Source organism: Streptomyces sp. AMJ-169 (assembly GCF_055597585.1).
Window position 1 is genome coordinate 290,699 of the sequence record NZ_JBVLTJ010000001.1, and the last position, 19,100, is coordinate 309,798.

Consider the following 19,100-nt stretch of genomic DNA (forward strand, 5'->3'; position numbering starts at 1 on the left):
CGGACACCCCCGTATCGCGGGAAACTGTTCAACCTCTTGACGGGAGGCGACACGAACGGCTCAGCTTAGAGTTCACTAGTTGGACATGGTCGGGGCCCCGTCGACGCGGCCCCGCGCGCAGGAGGTCGTCGTGGAGACTCCGGGGTCGCAGTCGTCACTGCACCGAGCCAACCTGGAGCGGGTCGTACGGGCCGTGCGCCTCGCGGGGTCTCTCACCCAGGCGGAGATCGCCCGGACGACCGGGCTCTCCGCGGCCACCGTCTCCAACATCGTGCGGGAGCTCAAGGACGGCGGGACGGTCGAGGTCACGCCGACCTCGGCGGGCGGCCGGCGGGCCCGCAGCGTCAGCCTGAGCGGGGACGCGGGGATCGTCATCGGGGTCGACTTCGGGCACACCCACCTGCGGGTCGCCATCGGCAACCTCGCCCATCAGGTGCTCGCCGAGGAGGCCGAGCCGCTCGACGTCGACGCCTCCTCCGCGCAAGGCTTCGACCGGGCGGAACAGCTGGTCAGCCGGTTGCTGGCGGCCACCGGCGTGGACCGGGCCAAGATCGCCGGGGTGGGGCTCGGCGTGCCGGGCCCGATCGAACTGGAGTCCGGGACGCTGGGCTCCTCCGCGATCCTGCCCGGCTGGATCGGCACCCGTCCGGCCGAAGAGCTCAAAGGAAGACTCGGGGTCCCCGTGCACGTCGACAACGACGCCAACCTGGGGGCCTTGGGAGAGCTGGTCTGGGGCGCCGGACGAGGCGTTCGTGATCTTGCTTACATCAAGGTCGCGAGCGGTGTCGGCGCCGGTCTGGTGATCGACGGGAAGATCTACCGGGGCCCCGGCGGCACCGCTGGGGAAATCGGACATATTACTCTGGACGAGTCCGGCCCGGTCTGCCGCTGCGGCAACCGGGGCTGTCTGGAGACGTTCACGGCCGCCCGCTACGTGCTGCCGCTGCTCCAGCCCAGTCACGGCCCCGACCTCGACCTCGAGGGCGTCGTACGGCTCGCGCGGGACGGGGATCCGGGCTGCCGTCGGGTGATCGCCGACGTCGGCCGCCACATCGGCAGCGGAGTCGCCAACCTCTGCAACCTGCTGAACCCCAGCCGGGTCGTCCTCGGCGGTGATCTCGCCGAGGCCGGTGAACTCGTGCTAGGGCCGATCAGGGAGTCGGTCGGCCGGTACGCGATCCCTAGCGCCGCACGTCAACTCTCCGTCCTCCCGGGGGCGTTGGGGGGCCGTGCGGAGGTGCTCGGAGCACTCGCCCTCGCCCTCGGCGAGATGGGTGATTCGACGCTTTTGGACGGCACGCTGCCCACAGCGGCACCCGCCTTCACCTAGAGAACGCAAACCTCCGTTGCCATCTCGTTAAGTATTTACTTCTTGACGCCGAACGCACGGCCGAGTTGACTTCCAGCCACCTCGGCCGCAGCGTTGCGGCCCCGTCAGGGAGGCACACCCAATGAACGCGAACCTGCGTAGAGTTGCCGTCGGCGTCACCGCCGTGTCCATGGCGCTCACGATTGCCGCCTGCGGCAAGGCGGGCGACGACAAGAGCTCCTCTTCCTCCTCGTCCTCCAGCGGCTCCGGCGGGGGCGACAAGACCATCGGCCTGCTGCTCCCCGACAGCGTGACCGCCCGCTACGAGAAGTTCGACAAGCCGTACTTCGAGGCCAAGGTCAAGTCCCTCTGCGCGGACTGCAAGGTCGAGTACGCGAACGCCGCCGCCAACGCCACCACCCAGGCGCAGCAGGTCAGCACCATGATCACCAAGGGTGTGAAGGTCATCGCGATCTCCGCCCAGGACTCCGCCGCGATCAAGTCCTCGATCCAGTCCGCGGTCGACAAGGGCGTCAAGGTCATCGCGTACGACCGCCTCGCCCAGGGCCCCGTCTCGGGCTATGTCTCCTTCGACAACGTCAAGGTCGGCGAGCTCCAGGGCCAGGCCCTGCTCGACGCCCTCGGCGCCAAGGCCACCAAGGCCTCCAAGATCGTCATGATCAACGGTGACGACTCCGACCCGAACGCGGCGCAGTTCAAGGAAGGCGCCCACAAGGTCCTCGACGGCAAGGTCACCATCGCCTACGAGCAGTCGGGCCTGTGGAAGGACACCGTCGCCGCGCAGAAGATGGCCGCCGCCATCACGCAGCTCGGCGCGAAGAACATCGCCGGCGTCTACTCCGCGAACGACGGCATGGCGGGCGGCATCGCCAACACCCTCAAGGGCGCCGGCATCAGCGGCATCCCGCTGACCGGCCAGGACGCCGAGCTCGCCGGTATCCAGCGCATCGTCGCCGGCACCCAGTCCTCGACCGTGTACAAGGCGTTCAAGCCCGAGGCCGAGGCCGCCGCCGTCATGGCGGTCGACCTGCTCAACGGCAAGGACATCTCCTCCCTGGCCACCACCACCCTGACCAGCGGCTCCGGCAACAAGGTGCCCTCGCAGCTGCTCATCCCGGTGTCGGTCACCAAGGCCAACATCAAGGACACCGTCGTCAAGGACGGTCTGTACACGATCCAGCAGATCTGCTCGGGCGAGTACGCGGCGGCCTGCAAGACCGCCGGCCTCCAGTAGTCCGGCCGGTCCGACAGACTCGTCCGGCGCCCGCCCCACCTCGTACCCCGCTGCCGGGGCGGGCGCCGGACGCCCCCCTTGTTCACCTTGTAAATCCCGTGTGCCGAAGCCGTCCCCCGGGGGCGGATCAGGCACACCCCTTCCGCGCCTGATCCCCCCTCGCGCGGCAGCCCGCCGGTGAAGGCGGCGAAGGAGATGGTTCACGTGTCCGCTACGCCCGTGCTGGCGTTGCGCGGGGTCTCCAAGCGATTCGGTGCGGTCCAGGCCCTCACCGACGTCGACCTGGAGGTCCACGCCGGAGAAGTGGTCGCTTTGGTCGGCGACAACGGCGCAGGGAAGTCCACCCTGGTCAAGACGATCGCCGGGGTCCACCCCATCGACGAGGGCGTCATCGAGTGGGAGGGTCAGCCGGTCAGCATCAACAAGCCGCACGACGCCCAGGGCCTCGGTGTCGCCACCGTCTACCAGGACCTCGCGCTGTGCGACAACCTCGATGTCGTCGGCAACCTCTACCTCGGACGTGAGCTGCTGTACCGCGGCTTCATCGACGAGGTCACGATGGAGAAGAACGCGCGCGAGCTGCTCTCCACGCTCTCCATCCGGATCCCGAGCGTGCGCATCCCGATCGCGAGCCTCTCCGGCGGCCAGCGCCAGGTCGTCGCCATCGCGCGCGCCCTCATCGGCGACCCCAAGGTCGTCATCCTGGACGAGCCCACCGCCGCCCTCGGCGTCGAGCAGACCGCGCAGGTCCTCGACCTCGTCGAGCGGCTGCGCGAGCGCAATCTCGGCGTCATCCTGATCAGCCACAACATGGCCGACGTCAAGGCGGTCGCCGACACCGTCGCCGTCCTGCGCCTGGGCAAGAACAACGGCTCCTTCCCGGTGAAGGACACCAGCCACGAAGAGATCATCGCCGCGATCACGGGTGCCACGGACAACGCCGTGACCCGTCGTGCGGGGCGGCGCAGCACGGAGGCGGCGAAGTGAGCGAGACGCCTGAGAAGACGCAGAGCACCAAGGACGCGGACGTGGCCAAGGCCGCGCAGGCCGAGGCCGAGAGCGCCGCCAAGGCCGAGGCCGCGCAGGACACCGTCGCGCCCGCCGACGACCCGACCGCGGCCCCCGTCAGCGTCGTCGACCCCCGCCTCCTCGTCCGCGAGGAAGGCTTCAAGGGGTACTGGACGGAGTTCGTCCGCAAGGTCAAGGGCGGTGAGCTGGGCTCGATCCCGGTCGTCCTCGGCCTGATCATCATCTGGACCATCTTCCAGGTGAAGAACGACCGCTTCCTGAGCGCGGACAACCTCTCCAACATCAGCTACTTCCTCTCGGCCACCGGCATGCTCGCCATCGGCCTGGTGTTCGTGCTGCTGCTCGGCGAGATCGACCTGTCCGTCGGCTCGGTCAGCGGGCTCGCCTCGACCCTGTTCGCGGTGTTCGTGGTGAACCACTCCGTGAACCCATGGCTGTCGCTGCTCCTGACGATCGTCACCGGCGCCCTGATCGGCGCGCTGCACGGCTGGTTCTTCGCGAAGATCGGCGTCCCCGCGTTCGTCGTCACCCTGGCCGGCTTCCTCGGCTGGAACGGTCTGATGCTGTGGCTGCTGGGCTCCTCCGGCACCATCAACATCCCCTCGGACTCCGGCCCGGTGCACATCCTCGGCCAGAGCTCCTTCTTCATGGACCAGCAGATCATCGGCGCCTACCTGCTGGCGGGCCTCGCGGTCGTGCTCTCCCTGGTCGGCAACTTCGGTGAGCAGCGCCGCCGCAAGGCCGCCGGGGTCCCGTTCCGGCCCACCGCCGAGATCCTGATCCGCGTCGGCCTGCTCGCCGTGGCCTCGTTCGTCGCGGCGGCGGTCCTGAACAACTCCAACGGCGTCTCCAACGCGCTGGTGATCTTCCTCGCCGCGCTGGTGATCGTCGACTTCGTGCTGCGGCGCACCACGTACGGGCGCAAGGTCTTCGCGGTCGGCGGTGGCATCGAGGCGGCCCGGCGCGCCGGTATCAACGTGCCGATGGTCCGCATCACCGTGTTCGCGATCTCCGGCGGGTTCGCCGCGGTCGGCGGTATGTTCTTCGCCGGCCAGACCGCGTCCGCGACGCTCAACGCGGGCGGCGGCAACACGCTGATGCTCGCCATCGCCGCCGCCGTCATCGGCGGTACCTCGCTGTTCGGCGGCCGGGGCACGGTCTGGTCCGCGCTGCTGGGCATGCTCGTCATCCAGTCCATCCAGACCGGCCTGGACCTGCTCAACATGAACACGTCCATCCAGTACATGATCACCGGCGGGGTGCTGCTGGGCGCCGTCGTCATCGACTCCGTCTCGCGGCGCAGCCAGAAGGCGGCCGGCCGCGGCTGACCGAAGAATGTGATTCGACCGTGTGCCCGGTACATCACCCGTACCGGGCACACAGTCATGTCAGGCGGAACACTAGACTCGGCCGAGCCCGGCAACAGCTTGAACAGCTCTACTGCAAAGGAGGCACGGGTGCCGCTGCTGACCCGCATCAGGGGACCGCGCGATCTGGACCGGCTCAGCCTGGAGGAGCTGGACCAGCTGGCAGGGGAGATCCGCGCCTTCCTCGTCGACGCCGTCTCCAAGACCGGTGGCCACCTCGGCCCGAACCTCGGCGTGGTCGAGCTGACCATCGCCCTGCACCGCGTGTTCGAGTCCCCCAAGGACAAGGTCCTGTGGGACACCGGACACCAGTCCTACGTGCACAAGCTGCTCACCGGCCGCCAGGACTTCTCCCGGCTCAAACAGAAGGGCGGCCTCTCCGGCTACCCCTCGCAAGGCGAGTCCGAGCACGACGTCATCGAGAACAGCCACGCCTCCACCGTCCTCGGCTGGGCCGACGGCATCGCGAAGGCCAACGAGCTGAAGCGCCGCGACAGCCGGGTCGTGGCCGTCATCGGCGACGGCGCCCTCACCGGCGGCATGGCCTGGGAAGCCCTCAACAACATCGCCGACGCCAAGGACCGCCCGCTCGTCATCGTCGTCAACGACAACGAGCGCTCCTACTCGCCGACCATCGGCGGCCTCGCCAACCACCTCGCGACCCTGCGCACCACGGACGGCTACGAGCGTTTCCTCGCCCGCGGCAAGGACCTCCTGGAGCGCACCCCGGTCGTCGGCAAGCCCCTCTTCGACACCCTGCACGGCGCCAAGAAGGGCCTGAAGGACTTCATCGCGCCCCAGGGCATGTTCGAGGACCTGGGCCTCAAATACGTCGGCCCGATCGACGGCCACGACATCGAGGCCCTGGAGTCCGCCCTCTCGCGCGCCAAGCGCTTCGGCGGCCCGGTCATCGTCCACGTCATCACCGAGAAGGGCCGCGGCTACCAGCCCGCCCTCCAGGACGAGGCCGACCGCTTCCACGGCATCGGCCCCATCCACCCCGACACCGGCCTGCCCGTCAAGGCCTCCGGCGCCGACTGGACGTCCGTCTTCGGCGACGAGATGGTCCGCCTCGGCAAGGAGCGCGAGGACATCGTCGCGATCACCGCCGCGATGCTCCAGCCCGTCGGCCTGAAGAAGTTCGCCGACGCCTTCCCCGACCGGATCTACGACGTCGGCATCGCCGAGCAGCACGGCGCCGTCTCCGCCGCCGGCCTCGCGCACGCCGGCGTCCACCCCGTCTTCGCCGTCTACGCCACCTTCCTCAACCGCGCCTTCGACCAGGTCCTCATGGACGTCGCCCTGCACCGCTGCGGCGTGACGTTCGTCCTGGACCGGGCCGGCGTCACCGGCACCGACGGCGCCTCCCACAACGGCATGTGGGACATGTCGATCCTCCAGGTCGTCCCCGGTCTCAGGCTCGCCGCCCCGCGCGACGCCGACCAGGTCCGCGCCCAGCTCCGCGAGGCCGTCGAGGTCGAGGACGCGCCCACCGTCGTCCGCTTCTCCAAGGGCGCCGTCGGCCCCGCCGTACCCGCCGTCGGCCGCGTCGGCGGCATGGACGTGCTGCGCGAGCCGGGCACCGACCGGCCCGACGTCCTGCTCGTCTCCGTCGGCGCGCTCGCCCCGATGTGCCTGGAGATCGCCTCGCTGCTCGACAAGCAGGGCATCACCACCACCGTCGTCGACCCGCGCTGGGTCAAGCCCGTCGACGAGGCCATGGCACCGCTCGCCGAGCGGCACCGGGTCGTCGTCACCGTCGAGGACAACTCCCGCGTCGGCGGCGTCGGCTCGGCCGTCGCCCAGGCGCTGCGCGACGCCGGCGTCGACGTGCCGCTGCGCGACTTCGGCATCCCGCCGCGCTTCCTCGACCACGCCTCGCGCGCCGAGGTCATGGCCGAGATCGGGCTCACCGCCCCGGACGTCGCCCGCCAGGTCACCGGCCTCGTCGCCAAGCTCGACGGCAGGTACGCCGCCCCCGACCAGGTGAACGGCTCCGTGGAGCCCGCCCGCGACTGACCCTGCTCCCGCTTGCTTTCCCGCTTGCGACACGCCCGGATGGGCCGCTTCCGTCATGACAACGAGTGACGGGACCGGCCCATTTGCGTTACGTGACCTTCCGGCCGGGCATACGACCTACGCCCCTAGGCGTGGGAGGTACAGCCGCATGAACAACAGTCTCTTCCGGACGAAGAAGGTCGAGCAGTCCATCCGGGACACCGAGGAGCCCGCACATCAGCTGCGCCGCTCCCTGTCGGCGCTCGACCTCACGGTCTTCGGCGTCGGTGTCGTCATCGGCACCGGCATCTTCGTCCTCACCGGCACCGTCGCCAGGAACAACGCGGGCCCCGCCACCGCCCTCGCCTTCGTCGTCGCCGGCGTCGTCTGCGCGCTCGCCGCGCTCTGCTACGCCGAGTTCGCCTCCACCGTCCCGGTGGCCGGCTCCGCGTACACCTTCTCCTACGCCTCCCTCGGTGAACTGCCCGCCTGGATCATCGGCTGGGACCTCGTCCTGGAACTGGCGCTCGGCACGGCGGTCGTGGCCGTCGGCTGGTCCGGGTACATCTCCTCGCTGCTGTCCAACGCCGGCTGGCAGCTCCCGGAGGCGCTCGGCGGCCGGGACGGCGCCCACGGCTTCGGCTTCGACATCCTCGCCGCCGTCCTCGTCCTCGTCCTCACCGGCATCCTCGTCCTCGGCACCAAGCTCTCCGCACGCGTGACCTCCGTCGTCGTCGCGATCAAGGTGACCGTCGTGCTGGTCGTCATCATCGCGGGCGCGTTCTTCGTCAAGGGCGCCAACTACCACCCCTTCATCCCGAAGTCACAGCCCGTCGAGGCGGGCGGCGACCTCAAGGCGCCGCTGATCCAGCTCATGTTCGGCTGGGCGCCCTCCAACTTCGGCCTCCTCGGCATCTTCACCGCCGCCTCCGTCGTGTTCTTCGCCTTCATCGGCTTCGACGTCGTCGCCACCGCCGCCGAGGAGACCAAGAACCCGCAGCGTGACGTGCCGCGCGGCATCCTCGGCTCGCTGTTCATCTGCACCGTGCTCTACGTCGCCGTGTCCGTCGTCGTCACCGGCATGCAGCACTACACCGAGCTCTCCGTCAAAGCGCCGCTCGCCGACGCGTTCAAAGCGACCGGGCACCCCTGGTACGCGGGGTTCATCAGCTTCGGGGCGGCCGTCGGGCTCACCACCGTCTGCATGATCCTGCTGCTCGGCCAGACCCGCGTGTTCTTCGCGATGAGCCGGGACGGGCTGCTGCCGCGCACCTTCTCCGAGGTCCACCCGCGGTTCCAGACCCCGTACAAGCCGACCATCCTGCTCGGCGTGATCATCGCGATCGTCGCCGGCTTCACCCCGCTCAGCGAACTGGCCGAACTGGTCAACATCGGGACCCTGTTCGCGTTCATCGTCGTCGCGATCGGCGTGGTCCTCCTCAGGAACGCCCGCCCCGACCTCCCCCGCGCCTTCCGCACCCCCTGGGTCCCGGTCATCCCGATCCTGTCGGTGGGCGCGTCCCTGTGGCTGATGCTGAACCTGCCGGCGGAGACGTGGCTGAGGTTCGGGATCTGGATGGTGATCGGGTGCGCGGTGTACTTCCTGTACGGGAGGTCGCACAGCAGGCTGGGCAAAGAGGCGTGAGATTCAGGGCCGCACCGTGCGCGGCCCTGCCACCTCCGCCCCCAACTCACCTACCCTGCGCCGGAGTTCCCGGTCGGCGGTGACGACCAGACAGGCCCGCCCGCCGGCCCTCGCGACCAGCGCGACCATATGATCGTCCCCGCTCCCCGGCGCCGACTCCACCCGGACCCCCGGCACCGACTCCACCCCCCGAGCGGCCCCCTCCACCACCAGCACCACCTCGACGGGACCCGCGTACCCGGGAACCCCCCGCTCGGCCAGCTGATCGCGCAGCCGTTCGGCGGCCCCGCGCCGGTCCCGCCACCAGCCGTCCGGTACCGAACCGACCACATTGGCCCCGTCGACGATCACAAGCAGCGGCATCTCTTCCATACGGCCAGCGTCCCACGGAAGCGGGAGAGGGCCCCCGCGTCCTGCGCGAGGGCCCTCTTGACATACCTGGGGACTACGCCGGAACCGACGCCACCCCGGGCGCCAGGAACCGCTTCCCGTTCACCTTCTCCGACACGCCCGACCGGTCCAGGTACGGCGTGACCCCGCCGAGGTGGAAGGGCCAGCCGGCGCCGGTGAGCAGGCAGAGGTCGATGTCCTGGGCCTCGGCCACGACCCCCTCGTCGAGCATGAGCCCGATCTCCTGGGCGACCGCTTCGAGGACGCGCGCGAGGACCTGCTCCTCGGTGAGGACGGAGTCGCCCTGCTTGAGGAGCGCGGCGACCTCGGGGTCGAGCTCCGGCTTGAAGCCGTTCTCCGCCGCGTAGACGTAGAACCCGCGCTTGCCGGCCTTGACGACGGCCGCGAGGTTCTCGGAGACCGTGAACCGGTCCGGGAACGCGCGGTGCAGGGTCTCGGAGACGTGCAGCCCGATGGCCGGGCCGACCAGCTCCAGCAGGACCAGCGGGGACATCGGCAGCCCCAGCGGCTCCACCGCCTTCTCCGCGACCGCGACCGGCGTGCCCTCGTCGATGACGTTCTGCACCTCGCCCATGAACCGGGTGAGGACGCGGTTCACGACGAACGCGGGCGCGTCTTTGACGAGAACGGCCGTCTTCTTCAGCTTCTTGGCGACGGCGAACGCCGTGGCCAGCGAGGCGTCGTCGGTCAGCTCGCCGCGCACGATCTCGAGCAGCGGCAGGACGGCGACCGGGTTGAAGAAGTGGAAGCCGACGACCCGCTCGGGGTGCTTCAGCTTCGACGCCATCTCGGAGACGGAGAGCGAAGAGGTGTTGGTGGCGAGGATCGCGTGCGCCGGGGCGACCGCCTCGACCTCCGCGAACACCTGCTGCTTGACACCGATCTCCTCGAACACGGCCTCGATGATGAAGTCCGCGTCCGCGAACCCGTCGGCCTTGTCGAGGACCCCGCTGACCAGGGCCTTCAGCCGGTTGGCCTTGTCCTGGTTGATCCGGCCCTTGCCGAGCAGCTTCTCGATCTCGGCGTGGACGTACCCGACGCCCTTGTCGACGCGCTCCTGGTCGATGTCGGTCAGCACGACCGGCACCTCGAGGCGGCGCAGGAACAGCAGCGCGAGCTGGGAGGCCATCAGACCGGCGCCGACGACCCCGACCTTGCCGACCGGACGCGCCAGCGACTTGTCCGGGGCGCCGGCCGGCCGCTTGCCGCGCTTCTGCACCAGGTTGAACGCGTAGATGCCGGCCCGCAGTTCCCCGCCCATGATCAGGTCGGCGAGAGCGGTGTCCTCGGCGTCGTAGCCCTGCTGGAGGTCGCCGTTCTTCGCGGCGGCGACGATGTCCAGGGCGCGGTAGGCGGCCGGGGCCGCGCCGTGCACCTTGGAGTCCGCGAACGCGCGGCCCTTGGCGACGGCCTCGTCCCAGGCCGCGCCCCGGTCGACCGCCGGGCGCTCGACCTCGACGTCACCGTTGAGGACCCGCGCGGTCCAGATCAGCGACTGCTCCAGGAAGTCGGCGCCCTCGAAGAGCGCGTCGGCGATCCCGAGGTCGAAGACCTGCTGACCCTTGAGCTGCTTGTTCTGGTTCAGGCTGTTCTCGACGATCACCGAGACGGCCTTCTCGGCGCCGATCAGGTTCGGCAGCAGCGTGCAGCCGCCCCAGCCCGGGACGAGCCCGAGGAAGACCTCGGGCAGCGAGAACGCGGGGATCGCCTTGGAGACCGTGCGGTACGCGCAGTGCAGGCCGACCTCGACGCCACCGCCCATGGCGGCGCCGTTGTAGTACGCGAACGTCGGCACGGCCAGCGTCGCGAGCCGCTTGAAGACCTCGTGCCCGCCCTTGCCGATGGCCAGCGCGTGCTCGTGCTCCTTCAGCAGCTCGACGCCCTTGAGGTCGGCGCCGACGGCGAAGATGAACGGCTTGCCGGTGACGCCGGCGCCGACGATCTCACCGGCGGCGGCCTCCGCCTCGACCTGGTCGAGGGCGGCGTCCAGCTTCGCCAGCGACGCCGGGCCGAACGTCGTCGGCTTGGTGTGGTCCAGGCCGTTGTCCAGCGTGATCAGCGCGAAGCGGCCCGCGCCGAAGGGGAGGTCGAGGTGGCGTACGTGCGCCGACGTGACGACCTCGTCGGGGAACAGCTCGGCCGCGCCCTTCAACAGCTCAGCGGTGGTGCTCACTTGTCCCCCTCGAAGTGCGGGTTCTCCCAGATGACCGTCGCGCCCATGCCGAAGCCGACGCACATCGTGGTCAGGCCGTAGCGGACGTGCGGCTGGTCCTCGAACTGGCGGGCCAGCTGCGTCATCAGCCGGACGCCGGAGGAGGCCAGCGGGTGGCCGAACGCGATCGCGCCGCCGTACTGGTTGACGCGCGCGTCGTCGTCCGCGATGCCGTAGTGGTCCAGGAACGCCAGGACCTGCACGGCGAACGCCTCGTTGATCTCGAACAGGCCGATGTCCCCGATGGACAGGCCGGCCTGCGCGAGGGCCTTCTCGGTGGCCGGGATCGGGCCGTAGCCCATGACCTCCGGCTCCACGCCCGCGAAGGAGTAGGCGACCAGGCGCATCTTGACCGGCAGGCCGTTCTCGCGCGCGAAGTCCTCCGACGCGATCAGGGACGCGGTCGCGCCGTCGTTCAGACCCGCCGCGTTACCGGCGGTGACCCGGCCGTGGACGCGGAACGGCGTCTTCAGCCCGGCCAGGTTCTCCAGCGTCGTCCCCGGCCGCATCGGCTCGTCGGCGGTGACCAGGCCCCAGCCCGTCTCGCCGCCTTCAGGGTTGGTGCGCCGCACGGAGATCGGGACCAGGTCGGCCTGGATCTTGCCGTCCGCGTACGCCTTCGCGGCCTTCTCCTGCGAGCGCACCGCGTACTCGTCCGCGCGCAGCTTGCTGATCTGCGGGTAGCGGTCGTGCAGGTTCTCCGCGGTCATGCCCATGAACAGGGCCGACTCGTCCACCAGCTTCTCGGAGACGAACCGCGGGTTCGGGTCGACGCCCTCGCCCATCGGGTGGCGGCCCATGTGCTCGACACCGCCCGCGACGGCGATGTCGTACGCGCCGAACGCCACCGAACCGGCGACCGTGGTGACGGCCGTCAGGGCGCCGGCGCACATGCGGTCGATGGAGTAGCCCGGGACCGACTGGGGGAGCCCGGCGAGGATGCCCGCCGTGCGGCCGATGGTGAGGCCCTGGTCACCGATCTGCGTGGTCGCGGCGATGGCGACCTCGTCGATCTTCTTCGGGTCGAGACCCGGGTTGCGGCGCAGCAGCTCCCGGATCGCCTTCACGACCAGGTCGTCGGCGCGGGTCTCGTGGTAGATGCCCTTCGGGCCCGCCTTGCCGAACGGGGTGCGGACGCCGTCGACGAAGACGACGTCCCTGACGGTACGAGGCACGATGGCTCTCCTCCAGGTGCGGGACGGCACTGCTGCGCGGCGCTTCGCTACATCGCTGAGCGGGCGCTCAGGACCCATGCTACTTGCCGGTAACGTGACTGCACAGTCCTGGGGGTGGGAGCGGCGAAGGTCACACGGAAGTGACGTCCTTCAGCGGCGGCGCGGTGGACCCGCGGGGCGTCAGCACCGGGGTCGGCACCTGATGCGAGCCCTGGTCCTCGCCCAGGATCACCCCGAACAGCGTCCGGGCCGCCTCCGCCCCGAACCCGTGCACATCGTGCCGCATCGCCGACAGCGTCGGATGCGTCAGCCGGCACAACTGCGAGTCGTCCCACGCCAGCAGCGACACGTCCGCCGGCACCCGCACCCCCATCTCGGCGGCCACGGACAGCCCGGCGACCGCCATGATGTCGTTGTCGTACACGATCGCCGTAGGCCGGTCGGCGGGCGCCGCCGTCAGCAGCGACCGGGTGGCCCGGGCCCCCGCCTCCCCGGAGTAATCGGTCCCCACCTGCACCCCGAGAAGCCCCAACTCCCTTACGGTGGCGGCGAACGCGTCCCCCCGGATCGCGGTGTGCCCGAGTTCCGCCGCCCCCGCGACCCGCGCCACCCGCCGGTGCCCCAGCGCCCCGAGATACCGCACCGCCTCGGTCATCGCGGCGGCGTCGTCGGTCCACACGGCGGTGAGCGGCGCGGTCAGCGAGGGGTGCCCCACGGCGACGACGGGCAGCCCGAGCCGCGAGGCGACACCGACCCGGGGATCGCCGGCCCGGAAGTCCACCAGGATCGACCCCCCGATCTGCCGCCCCCGCCACCACTCCTCCAGCAGCCCGGCCTCCTCCTCGACACTCTTGACCAGCCGCAGCAGCAGCGAACAGGAGTGCCCGATGAGCACACTCTCCACCCCGGACACGAACTCCATGTAGAACGGCTCAAGCCCGAGCATCCGCGCGGGCCGGCAGATCGCGAGCCCCACGACGTCCACGCGCGCCCCCGCGAGCGACCGCGCCGTCAGGCTCGGCGCCCACCCCAGCTCCCGCGCGGCGGCGAAGATCCGGTCCCGGGTCGCCTCGGAGAGCCCCGGCTTGTGGTTGAACGCCAGCGACACGGCCCCCTTGGACACCCCGGCGCGCGCGGCGACGTCCCTTATGGTCACCCGGGGAACCGTCATCGAGCGGGCTCCTGGCAGTACAGCGCGGCCCGCGCGAGCACGGCGTCCGGGGCGTCCCAGTTCGCGACACCGATCGTGGCGCTCTCCCCGGGCAGCAGCGTCAACAGCCCCCGGTCCGCCCGGACTTCGGGCCCGATCCGGTCGGCCTGGAGCAGCAGGTCCCGGACGAGGGTCAGCGCGGTCACGGTCACCGCACCGGGGGCGACGGAGACCTCGAACTTCGGCTCGGGATAAGGGATCTCACGGTCGGCGACGGGAAAGTGCAGGGCGCGCAGCCCGTCGACGTCCGCGACGAGGAACTCCCGCGCACTGCCCGGGACCAGCTCGGAGGCGACCGGCAACTGGACAACGGCCCTTCTCCCGACGGCGAATCGGACCCTCTCCTCATCCATGACCACCCCGTCGACGGTCACCCGCCGCAGCCGTACGACCCCCCGCCACTCCTCGCCCCCCTGGTTGACGCACACCAACACCAGCCGCCCCTCCCGGAGTTGGAAGGTCGGCAGCCGGTCCGCGTACAGCCGCCGCAGCTCGTGGTAGAGCGGCTTCTCCCGCCCGTCCCCGTCGATCGCGGCCCAACTCGTCACCGGCCAGCAGTCGTTGAGCTGCCACACGACGGCCCCCGCACACACCGGCCAGTGCGACCGCCAGTGCTCGACCCCGGTGGCCACCGCCCGCGCCTGGTTGACCTGGGTCAGATAGTGCCAGCGGTCGAAGTCCCCTTCGGCGAGGGCGAAATGGGGTGCGAGCCCCCGCGCCAGCTTCCCGTTCCCGTCCTCGGCCTTCTGGTGGTGCAGCATCCCGGGGGAGTCCGGGGCGAGTTCTTCACCGGGCAGCGCCCGCCGCAGCGTCGCCCAGGCGGGCGGCGCCTGCCAGCCGAACTCGGCCACGAACCGGGGGACTTCATCCAGGTACGCGCTGTAGTCGGCCCGGTTCCACACCTCCCAGGAGTGATGGGTGCCGTGCGCGGGGTCGTTCGGGTGGTGCGCCCAGGACCCCGACCAGGGGCTGCCCGCCGTATAGAGCCGCGTAGGGTCCGACTCCGCGACGACACGCGGCAGCAGCCCCAGGTAGTACCCCTCCCCCCAGGAGTCCCCGCCCAGCCGGGCCTCCCACCCCCAGTCCCGGAACCCCCACAGGTTCTCGTTGTTGCCGTTCCACAGCACGAGCGAGGGATGCGGCATCAGCCGGACGACGTTCTCCCGGGCCTCCGCCTCCACCTCGCCCCGCAGCGGCTGCTCCTCCGGGTAGGCGGCGCACGCGAACGGGAAGTCCTGCCAGACCAGCAGCCCCAGTTCGTCGCAGGCGTCGTAGAAGTCCCCGCTCTCGTAGATCCCGCCACCCCACACGCGGACGAGGTCGACTCCCGCGTCGGCGGCCTGAGTCAGCCGCCGCCGGTAGCGCTCACGGGTCACCCGGGACGGGAACACGTCGTCCGGGATCCAGTTCACGCCCCGCGCGAAGATCCGCTCCCCGTTGACCGAGAGGGTGAACCCGCTGCCGTGCGCGTCGGCGGAGGTGTCCAGCCCGACGGTCCTGAACCCCACCCGCCGCCGCCACACGTCCAGCGCCTCCGCGCCGTGCAGCAACGTCAACTCGACGTCGTACAGGGCCTGTTCGCCGTACCCGCGCGGCCACCACAGCCGGGCGTCCGGTACCCGCAGGGTCACGGCGCCGCCGGTGCCGGCGACCGCCGCGCGGACGCGGACGTCCCCGACGCGGGCCTCCACCGCCAACTCGGCCTCGACGCGGGTGCGTTCGACCTCGATACGCAACTCGACGACTCCGGTGCCCTCTTGGACGGTGACGAGCGGGCGGACGCGGGCGAGGCGGGCCGTGGACCAGTGCTCGAGCCGGACCGGCCGCCAGATGCCGGCCGTGACGAGCGTCGGCCCCCAGTCCCAGCCGAACGAGCAGGCCATCTTGCGGAGGTACTGGTACGGCTCGGCGTACGCGGCCGGCCGTTCGCCCAACTTCCCTTGTACGGCCTCGGCTTCGGCGTAGGCGGACGCGAACCGTACGCTCAGCCGGCCGTGCGCGCCGGTCACATGGAAGCGGTGGGAGCGGTGCATGTTCCGTACCCGGCCCAGGAGTTGGCCGTCCAGGCGGATCTCGGCGGCGGTGTCCAGGCCCTCGAAGACGAGGTCGGTCTGCTCGTGGCCGTCGGTCTCGGGCAGCTCGGTCTCGTACGTCCACTCGCGCCGGCCGACCCACGCGACCTCGGTCTCGCTCCGGCCGAGGAAGGGGTCCGGGATGACCCCGGCGGCCAGCAGGTCCGTGTGCACGCAGCCCGGCACCACCGCCGGTAGCTCCGCGCCCTCGTGCCGCAGGGTCCAGCCGTCGTGCAGCGGTGTGGCCTGAAGCATGCGCTCTCCTAAACCGGTCCATCGGGAAGGGCGGGCGGCGTCCTCACATCCTTGGCGGGAATGGGACTTTACCGGTCGAGTCAGCACTGTCAGAGTGCCGAACCAGCCAACCCCGCACGTGCTCTTCCGTCCCCTTTCGAACGGAGCTGACGCACATGAACCGCCGTACCCTCCTCGCCCTCGCCGCGGGCGCCGCCCTCCTCGCCGCCGGCTGCACCTCCACCGGCGCCGCCTCCAAGGGCGCCGCCGCCGAGCCGCCGACCGACCCGGACCGGGTCTCCGGCACCATCACCGTCCTCACCCAGCGCACCGACCTGGTCCAGGACGGCACGATGAAGAAGTACGCCGCCGCGTTCAACCGGACGTACCCGAAGGTGAAGGTCGAGTTCCAGGCCCTCACCAACTACGAGTCCGAAGTCAAGATCCGCATGAACACGGAGAACTACGGCGACGTCCTGCTGATCCCCGCCGTCATCAAGAAGGCCGACTACCCCAAGTTCTTCGCCTCGCTGGGCGACGCCGACGCGTGGGGCGAGAAGTACCGCTTCGCGGACTTCACCACCGTCGGCGGCAAGGTCTACGGCCAGAGCCCCATCGGTGTGCTGCCCGGCTTCGTCTACAACAAGCGGATCTGGCGCGAGGCCGGCGTCACCGCATGGCCCGCCACCCCCGCCGAGTTCCTCACCGACCTCAAGGCCATCAAGGACAGAACCAAGGCCACGCCCTACTACACGAACTTCGCCGCCCAGTGGACCCTGACGTCCTGGACCTACGTCGACGGCGCCGTCCACTGCGACCCGAAGGCCACCGACAAGCTCGCGACCGGCGACCCCTGGGCCCAGGACGCGGACCTGCGCGTCGGCGACACCCTGCTCTACGACATCGTCAAGCAGGGCCTCGCCGAGAAGGACCCCACCACCACCAACTGGGAACTCTCGAAACCCCAGTTGGCGCGCGGCCAGATCGCCACCCAGTGGCTCGGCACCTGGGCGGTCATCCAGTTCCAGGACGCCGCGAAGAAGGCCGGCGCCGACCCCGACGACATCGGCTTCATGCCGTTCCCCGCGCAGAGCGGCGGAAAGTTCTGCGGCACGATCGGCCCCGACTACAACCAGGCCGTCAACGTCCACTCCAAGAACAAGCCCGCCGCCCGCGCCTGGCTCGACTGGTTCACCGACAAGTCCGGCTACGACAAGGACAACCTGGCGATCTCCCCCCTCAAGAACGCCCCCTTGCCGGCCGTGCTGAAGCCCTACGAGGACGCGGGCGTGAAGCTCATCGAGCTGGACGACTCGATGGGGGCCAGGGTCAAGGAGATCGACAGCGCGTCCGAGGTCGGCATCTACGCCCCCGACTACCGGCTCGACCTCGTCGACCTCGCCCGCGGCGCCCGTGGCGGCACCCTGGACGGCTTCCTCGGCGACCTCAGCAAGAAGTGGGCGGCGGCCCAGAAGAACGCGGGGTCCTGATGCGGCTGTGGCGCGGTGTCACCCCGTGGCTGTTCCTGATCGCCCCGCTCGCCCTGCTGATCACGTTCACCTACGTGCCGATCGTCAACATGGTCGGCTACAGCTTCACCGACTGGGACGGCGTCAGCCCCGATCTGCACTACACCGGCGCCGGGAACTACCGCGAACTCGTCACCCGGCCCGACCTGTTCGAGGTGTTCTTCGTCAGCGGCTACTACCTGGCCGCCTCCGCCGTGCAGATCGTGGCCGCGCTGTACTTCGCGACCGTGCTCAGCTTCAACGTCCGGTTCCGCAACTTCTTCAAGGGCGTGCTGTTCTTCCCGTACCTGATCAACGGGGTCGCGATCGGGTTCGTGTTCCTGTACTTCTTCCAGGACGGCGGCACCCTCGACTCGGTGCTCGCGCTGCTCGGCGTCCACACCGGCCACGCCTGGCTCGGCACCCCGGTCTCCGCGAACGTCTCCCTGGCCGGCGTCTCCGTCTGGCGCTACCTCGGCCTGAACTTCGTGCTGTTCCTCGGCGCGATCCAGTCCATCCCGGGCGAGCTGTACGAGGCGGCGGAGCTGGACGGCGCGAACCGCTGGCACCAGTTCCGGTACATCATCGCGCCGGGCATCAAGCCGGTGCTGACGCTGACGGTCATCCTGTCCGTCTCCGGCTCGCTGTCCGCCTTCGAGATCCCGTACATCATGACCGGCGGCGCGACCGGCACGGAGACCTTCGTCATCCAGACGGTGAAGCTGGCCTTCCAGTTCAACAAGACGGGCCTCGCCTCGGCCTGCGCGGTGGTGCTGCTGCTCATCGTCCTGCTGGTGACCTGGGTGCAGCGCAGGCTCGTCCCCGACGACAGGGTGGACCTCGTATGACCCGCCGCGGACTCGCCCGTACCCTGGTCTACTTGTCGCTGCTCCTCGCGAGCGCCGTCGTCCTGCTGCCGCTCGCGGTCGTCCTGCTGACGTCGCTGAAGACGGAGGACGAACTGACGCGCGGCGACCAGGCGCTGACCCTCCCCGACGACCTGCTCAACTTCCACAACTACGGGACGGCGTTCCGGGACGGCGGGATGCTCTCCGCGTTCGGGAACACGGCGGTCATCCTGGTCGTCTCGATCGCGGGGACCGTCCTGATCGGTTCGATGACCGCCTACGCCATCGACCGGTTCACGTTCCGCTTCCGGGGGCTGGTCGTGGCGCTGTTCCTGCTGGCCGCGCTCGTCCCCGGGGTCACCACGCAGGTCGCGACCTTCCAGATCGTCAACAGCTTCGGCATGTTCGACACCCTGTGGGCGCCGATCGCCCTCTACATGGGCACCGACATCGTCTCGATCTACATCTTCCTCCAGTTCATCCGGTCGATCCCGCTCTCCCTGGACGAGGCGGCCCGGCTGGACGGGGCGAACGCGTTCACCATCTACCGGCGGATCATCTTCCCGCTGCTCAGGCCCGCCGTCGCGACGGTCGTGATCGTGAAGGGGATCACCGTCTACAACGATTTCTACATCCCGTTCCTCTACCTGCCGTCACAAGATCTTGGCGTGATCTCGACGTCCCTGTTCCGCTTCAAAGGCCCTTTCGGGGCCCATTGGGAGACGATCTCGGCCGGGGCGATCCTGGTGATCCTCCCGACGCTGATCGTCTTCCTGAGCCTCCAGAAGTTCATCTACAACGGGTTCATGAGGGGGGCGACGCGGTGA

Annotated in this window: 14 protein-coding genes; 9 read left to right on the plus strand and 5 right to left on the minus strand. The window is 70.0% G+C overall.

All coding sequences use genetic code 11. From position 1 onward, the window contains the following. The first annotated feature begins 130 nt into the window (after positions 1-130). The 6 genes from ACYUD3_RS01170 (at position 131) to ACYUD3_RS01195 (ending at position 8,603) form a co-directional block, all read left to right on the plus strand. A complete protein-coding gene (locus ACYUD3_RS01170) occupies positions 131-1,330 on the plus strand; it encodes an ROK family transcriptional regulator (protein ID WP_470963869.1) in 1,200 nt (399 codons plus the stop codon). 121 nt (positions 1,331-1,451) lie between these two features. After that, a complete protein-coding gene (locus tag ACYUD3_RS01175) occupies positions 1,452-2,564 on the plus strand; it encodes a sugar ABC transporter substrate-binding protein (protein WP_470962003.1) in 1,113 nt (370 codons plus the stop codon). 195 nt (positions 2,565-2,759) lie between these two features. Further along, positions 2,760-3,551, plus strand: coding sequence for an ATP-binding cassette domain-containing protein (locus ACYUD3_RS01180; RefSeq protein WP_470962006.1), 792 nt, complete (start codon positions 2,760-2,762; stop codon positions 3,549-3,551). A 41-nt stretch (positions 3,552-3,592) separates the two neighbouring features. After that, positions 3,593-4,921: a sugar ABC transporter permease gene (locus tag ACYUD3_RS01185; RefSeq protein WP_470963872.1), complete on the plus strand. Its 1,329-nt coding sequence runs from the start codon at positions 3,593-3,595 to the stop codon at positions 4,919-4,921. Positions 4,922-5,050: 129 nt separating this feature from the next. Continuing rightward, positions 5,051-6,979, plus strand: coding sequence for a 1-deoxy-D-xylulose-5-phosphate synthase (gene dxs, locus ACYUD3_RS01190; protein ID WP_470962009.1), 1,929 nt, complete (start codon positions 5,051-5,053; stop codon positions 6,977-6,979). 148 nt (positions 6,980-7,127) lie between these two features. Then, on the plus strand, positions 7,128-8,603 hold the full coding sequence (locus ACYUD3_RS01195) for an amino acid permease (protein ID WP_470962012.1): 1,476 nt from the start codon (positions 7,128-7,130) through the stop codon (positions 8,601-8,603). Positions 8,604-8,606: 3 nt separating this feature from the next. Here the strand turns inward: ACYUD3_RS01195 and ACYUD3_RS01200 are convergent, their stop codons facing one another. The 5 genes from ACYUD3_RS01200 to ACYUD3_RS01220 all read right to left on the minus strand — a co-directional run bounded on the left by ACYUD3_RS01200 (position 8,607) and on the right by ACYUD3_RS01220 (position 15,938). After that, the gene (locus ACYUD3_RS01200; RefSeq protein ID WP_470962016.1) at positions 8,607-8,975 is read right to left on the minus strand and encodes a PIN domain-containing protein; all 369 of its coding nucleotides are present in this window, start codon (positions 8,973-8,975) and stop codon (positions 8,607-8,609) included. Positions 8,976-9,048: 73 nt separating this feature from the next. Beyond that, positions 9,049-11,187 (minus strand): 3-hydroxyacyl-CoA dehydrogenase NAD-binding domain-containing protein, encoded by a 2,139-nt coding sequence (locus tag ACYUD3_RS01205; protein WP_470962018.1) that lies wholly within the window; start codon positions 11,185-11,187, stop codon positions 9,049-9,051. After that, on the minus strand, positions 11,184-12,401 hold the full coding sequence (locus ACYUD3_RS01210; protein WP_470962021.1) for a thiolase family protein: 1,218 nt from the start codon (positions 12,399-12,401) through the stop codon (positions 11,184-11,186). Before ACYUD3_RS01210 ends, ACYUD3_RS01205 begins: the two co-directional genes overlap by 4 nt. A 130-nt stretch (positions 12,402-12,531) precedes the next feature. Continuing rightward, positions 12,532-13,572: a LacI family DNA-binding transcriptional regulator gene (locus tag ACYUD3_RS01215; protein ID WP_470962024.1), complete on the minus strand. Its 1,041-nt coding sequence runs from the start codon at positions 13,570-13,572 to the stop codon at positions 12,532-12,534. Beyond that, the gene (locus ACYUD3_RS01220; RefSeq protein ID WP_470962027.1) at positions 13,569-15,938 is read right to left on the minus strand and encodes a glycoside hydrolase family 2 protein; all 2,370 of its coding nucleotides are present in this window, start codon (positions 15,936-15,938) and stop codon (positions 13,569-13,571) included. The genes ACYUD3_RS01215 and ACYUD3_RS01220 overlap by 4 nt, the downstream gene beginning before the upstream one ends. A gap of 155 nt (positions 15,939-16,093) precedes the next feature. On the opposite strand from ACYUD3_RS01220, the gene ACYUD3_RS01225 reads away from it, so the two are divergent. From ACYUD3_RS01225 to ACYUD3_RS01235, 3 genes are read left to right on the plus strand one after another with little or no spacing between them, the layout of a single operon-like run. Further along, positions 16,094-17,407 carry an ABC transporter substrate-binding protein gene (locus ACYUD3_RS01225; RefSeq protein WP_470962030.1) on the plus strand — a complete coding sequence of 438 codons (1,314 nt, stop codon included), beginning with the start codon at positions 16,094-16,096 and terminating at the stop codon, positions 17,405-17,407. Further along, positions 17,407-18,273 (plus strand): carbohydrate ABC transporter permease, encoded by an 867-nt coding sequence (locus tag ACYUD3_RS01230; RefSeq protein ID WP_470962033.1) that lies wholly within the window; start codon positions 17,407-17,409, stop codon positions 18,271-18,273. Before ACYUD3_RS01225 ends, ACYUD3_RS01230 begins: the two co-directional genes overlap by 1 nt. After that, positions 18,270-19,100, plus strand: a complete 831-nt coding sequence (locus ACYUD3_RS01235) for a carbohydrate ABC transporter permease (protein WP_470962036.1) — start codon at positions 18,270-18,272, stop codon at positions 19,098-19,100. Before ACYUD3_RS01230 ends, ACYUD3_RS01235 begins: the two co-directional genes overlap by 4 nt.

Coding starts and splice junctions, on each gene's coding strand:
- ACYUD3_RS01220 (WP_470962027.1), bottom strand. CDS start 15,938: ATGCTTCAGGCCACACCGCTGCACGACGGCTGGACCCTGCGGCACGAG.
- ACYUD3_RS01235 (WP_470962036.1), top strand. CDS start 18,270: ATGACCCGCCGCGGACTCGCCCGTACCCTGGTCTACTTGTCGCTGCTC.
- ACYUD3_RS01175 (WP_470962003.1), top strand. CDS start 1,452: ATGAACGCGAACCTGCGTAGAGTTGCCGTCGGCGTCACCGCCGTGTCC.
- ACYUD3_RS01225 (WP_470962030.1), top strand. CDS start 16,094: ATGAACCGCCGTACCCTCCTCGCCCTCGCCGCGGGCGCCGCCCTCCTC.
- ACYUD3_RS01215 (WP_470962024.1), bottom strand. CDS start 13,572: ATGACGGTTCCCCGGGTGACCATAAGGGACGTCGCCGCGCGCGCCGGG.
- ACYUD3_RS01195 (WP_470962012.1), top strand. CDS start 7,128: ATGAACAACAGTCTCTTCCGGACGAAGAAGGTCGAGCAGTCCATCCGG.
- ACYUD3_RS01180 (WP_470962006.1), top strand. CDS start 2,760: ATGGTTCACGTGTCCGCTACGCCCGTGCTGGCGTTGCGCGGGGTCTCC.
- ACYUD3_RS01200 (WP_470962016.1), bottom strand. CDS start 8,975: ATGGAAGAGATGCCGCTGCTTGTGATCGTCGACGGGGCCAATGTGGTC.
- ACYUD3_RS01230 (WP_470962033.1), top strand. CDS start 17,407: ATGCGGCTGTGGCGCGGTGTCACCCCGTGGCTGTTCCTGATCGCCCCG.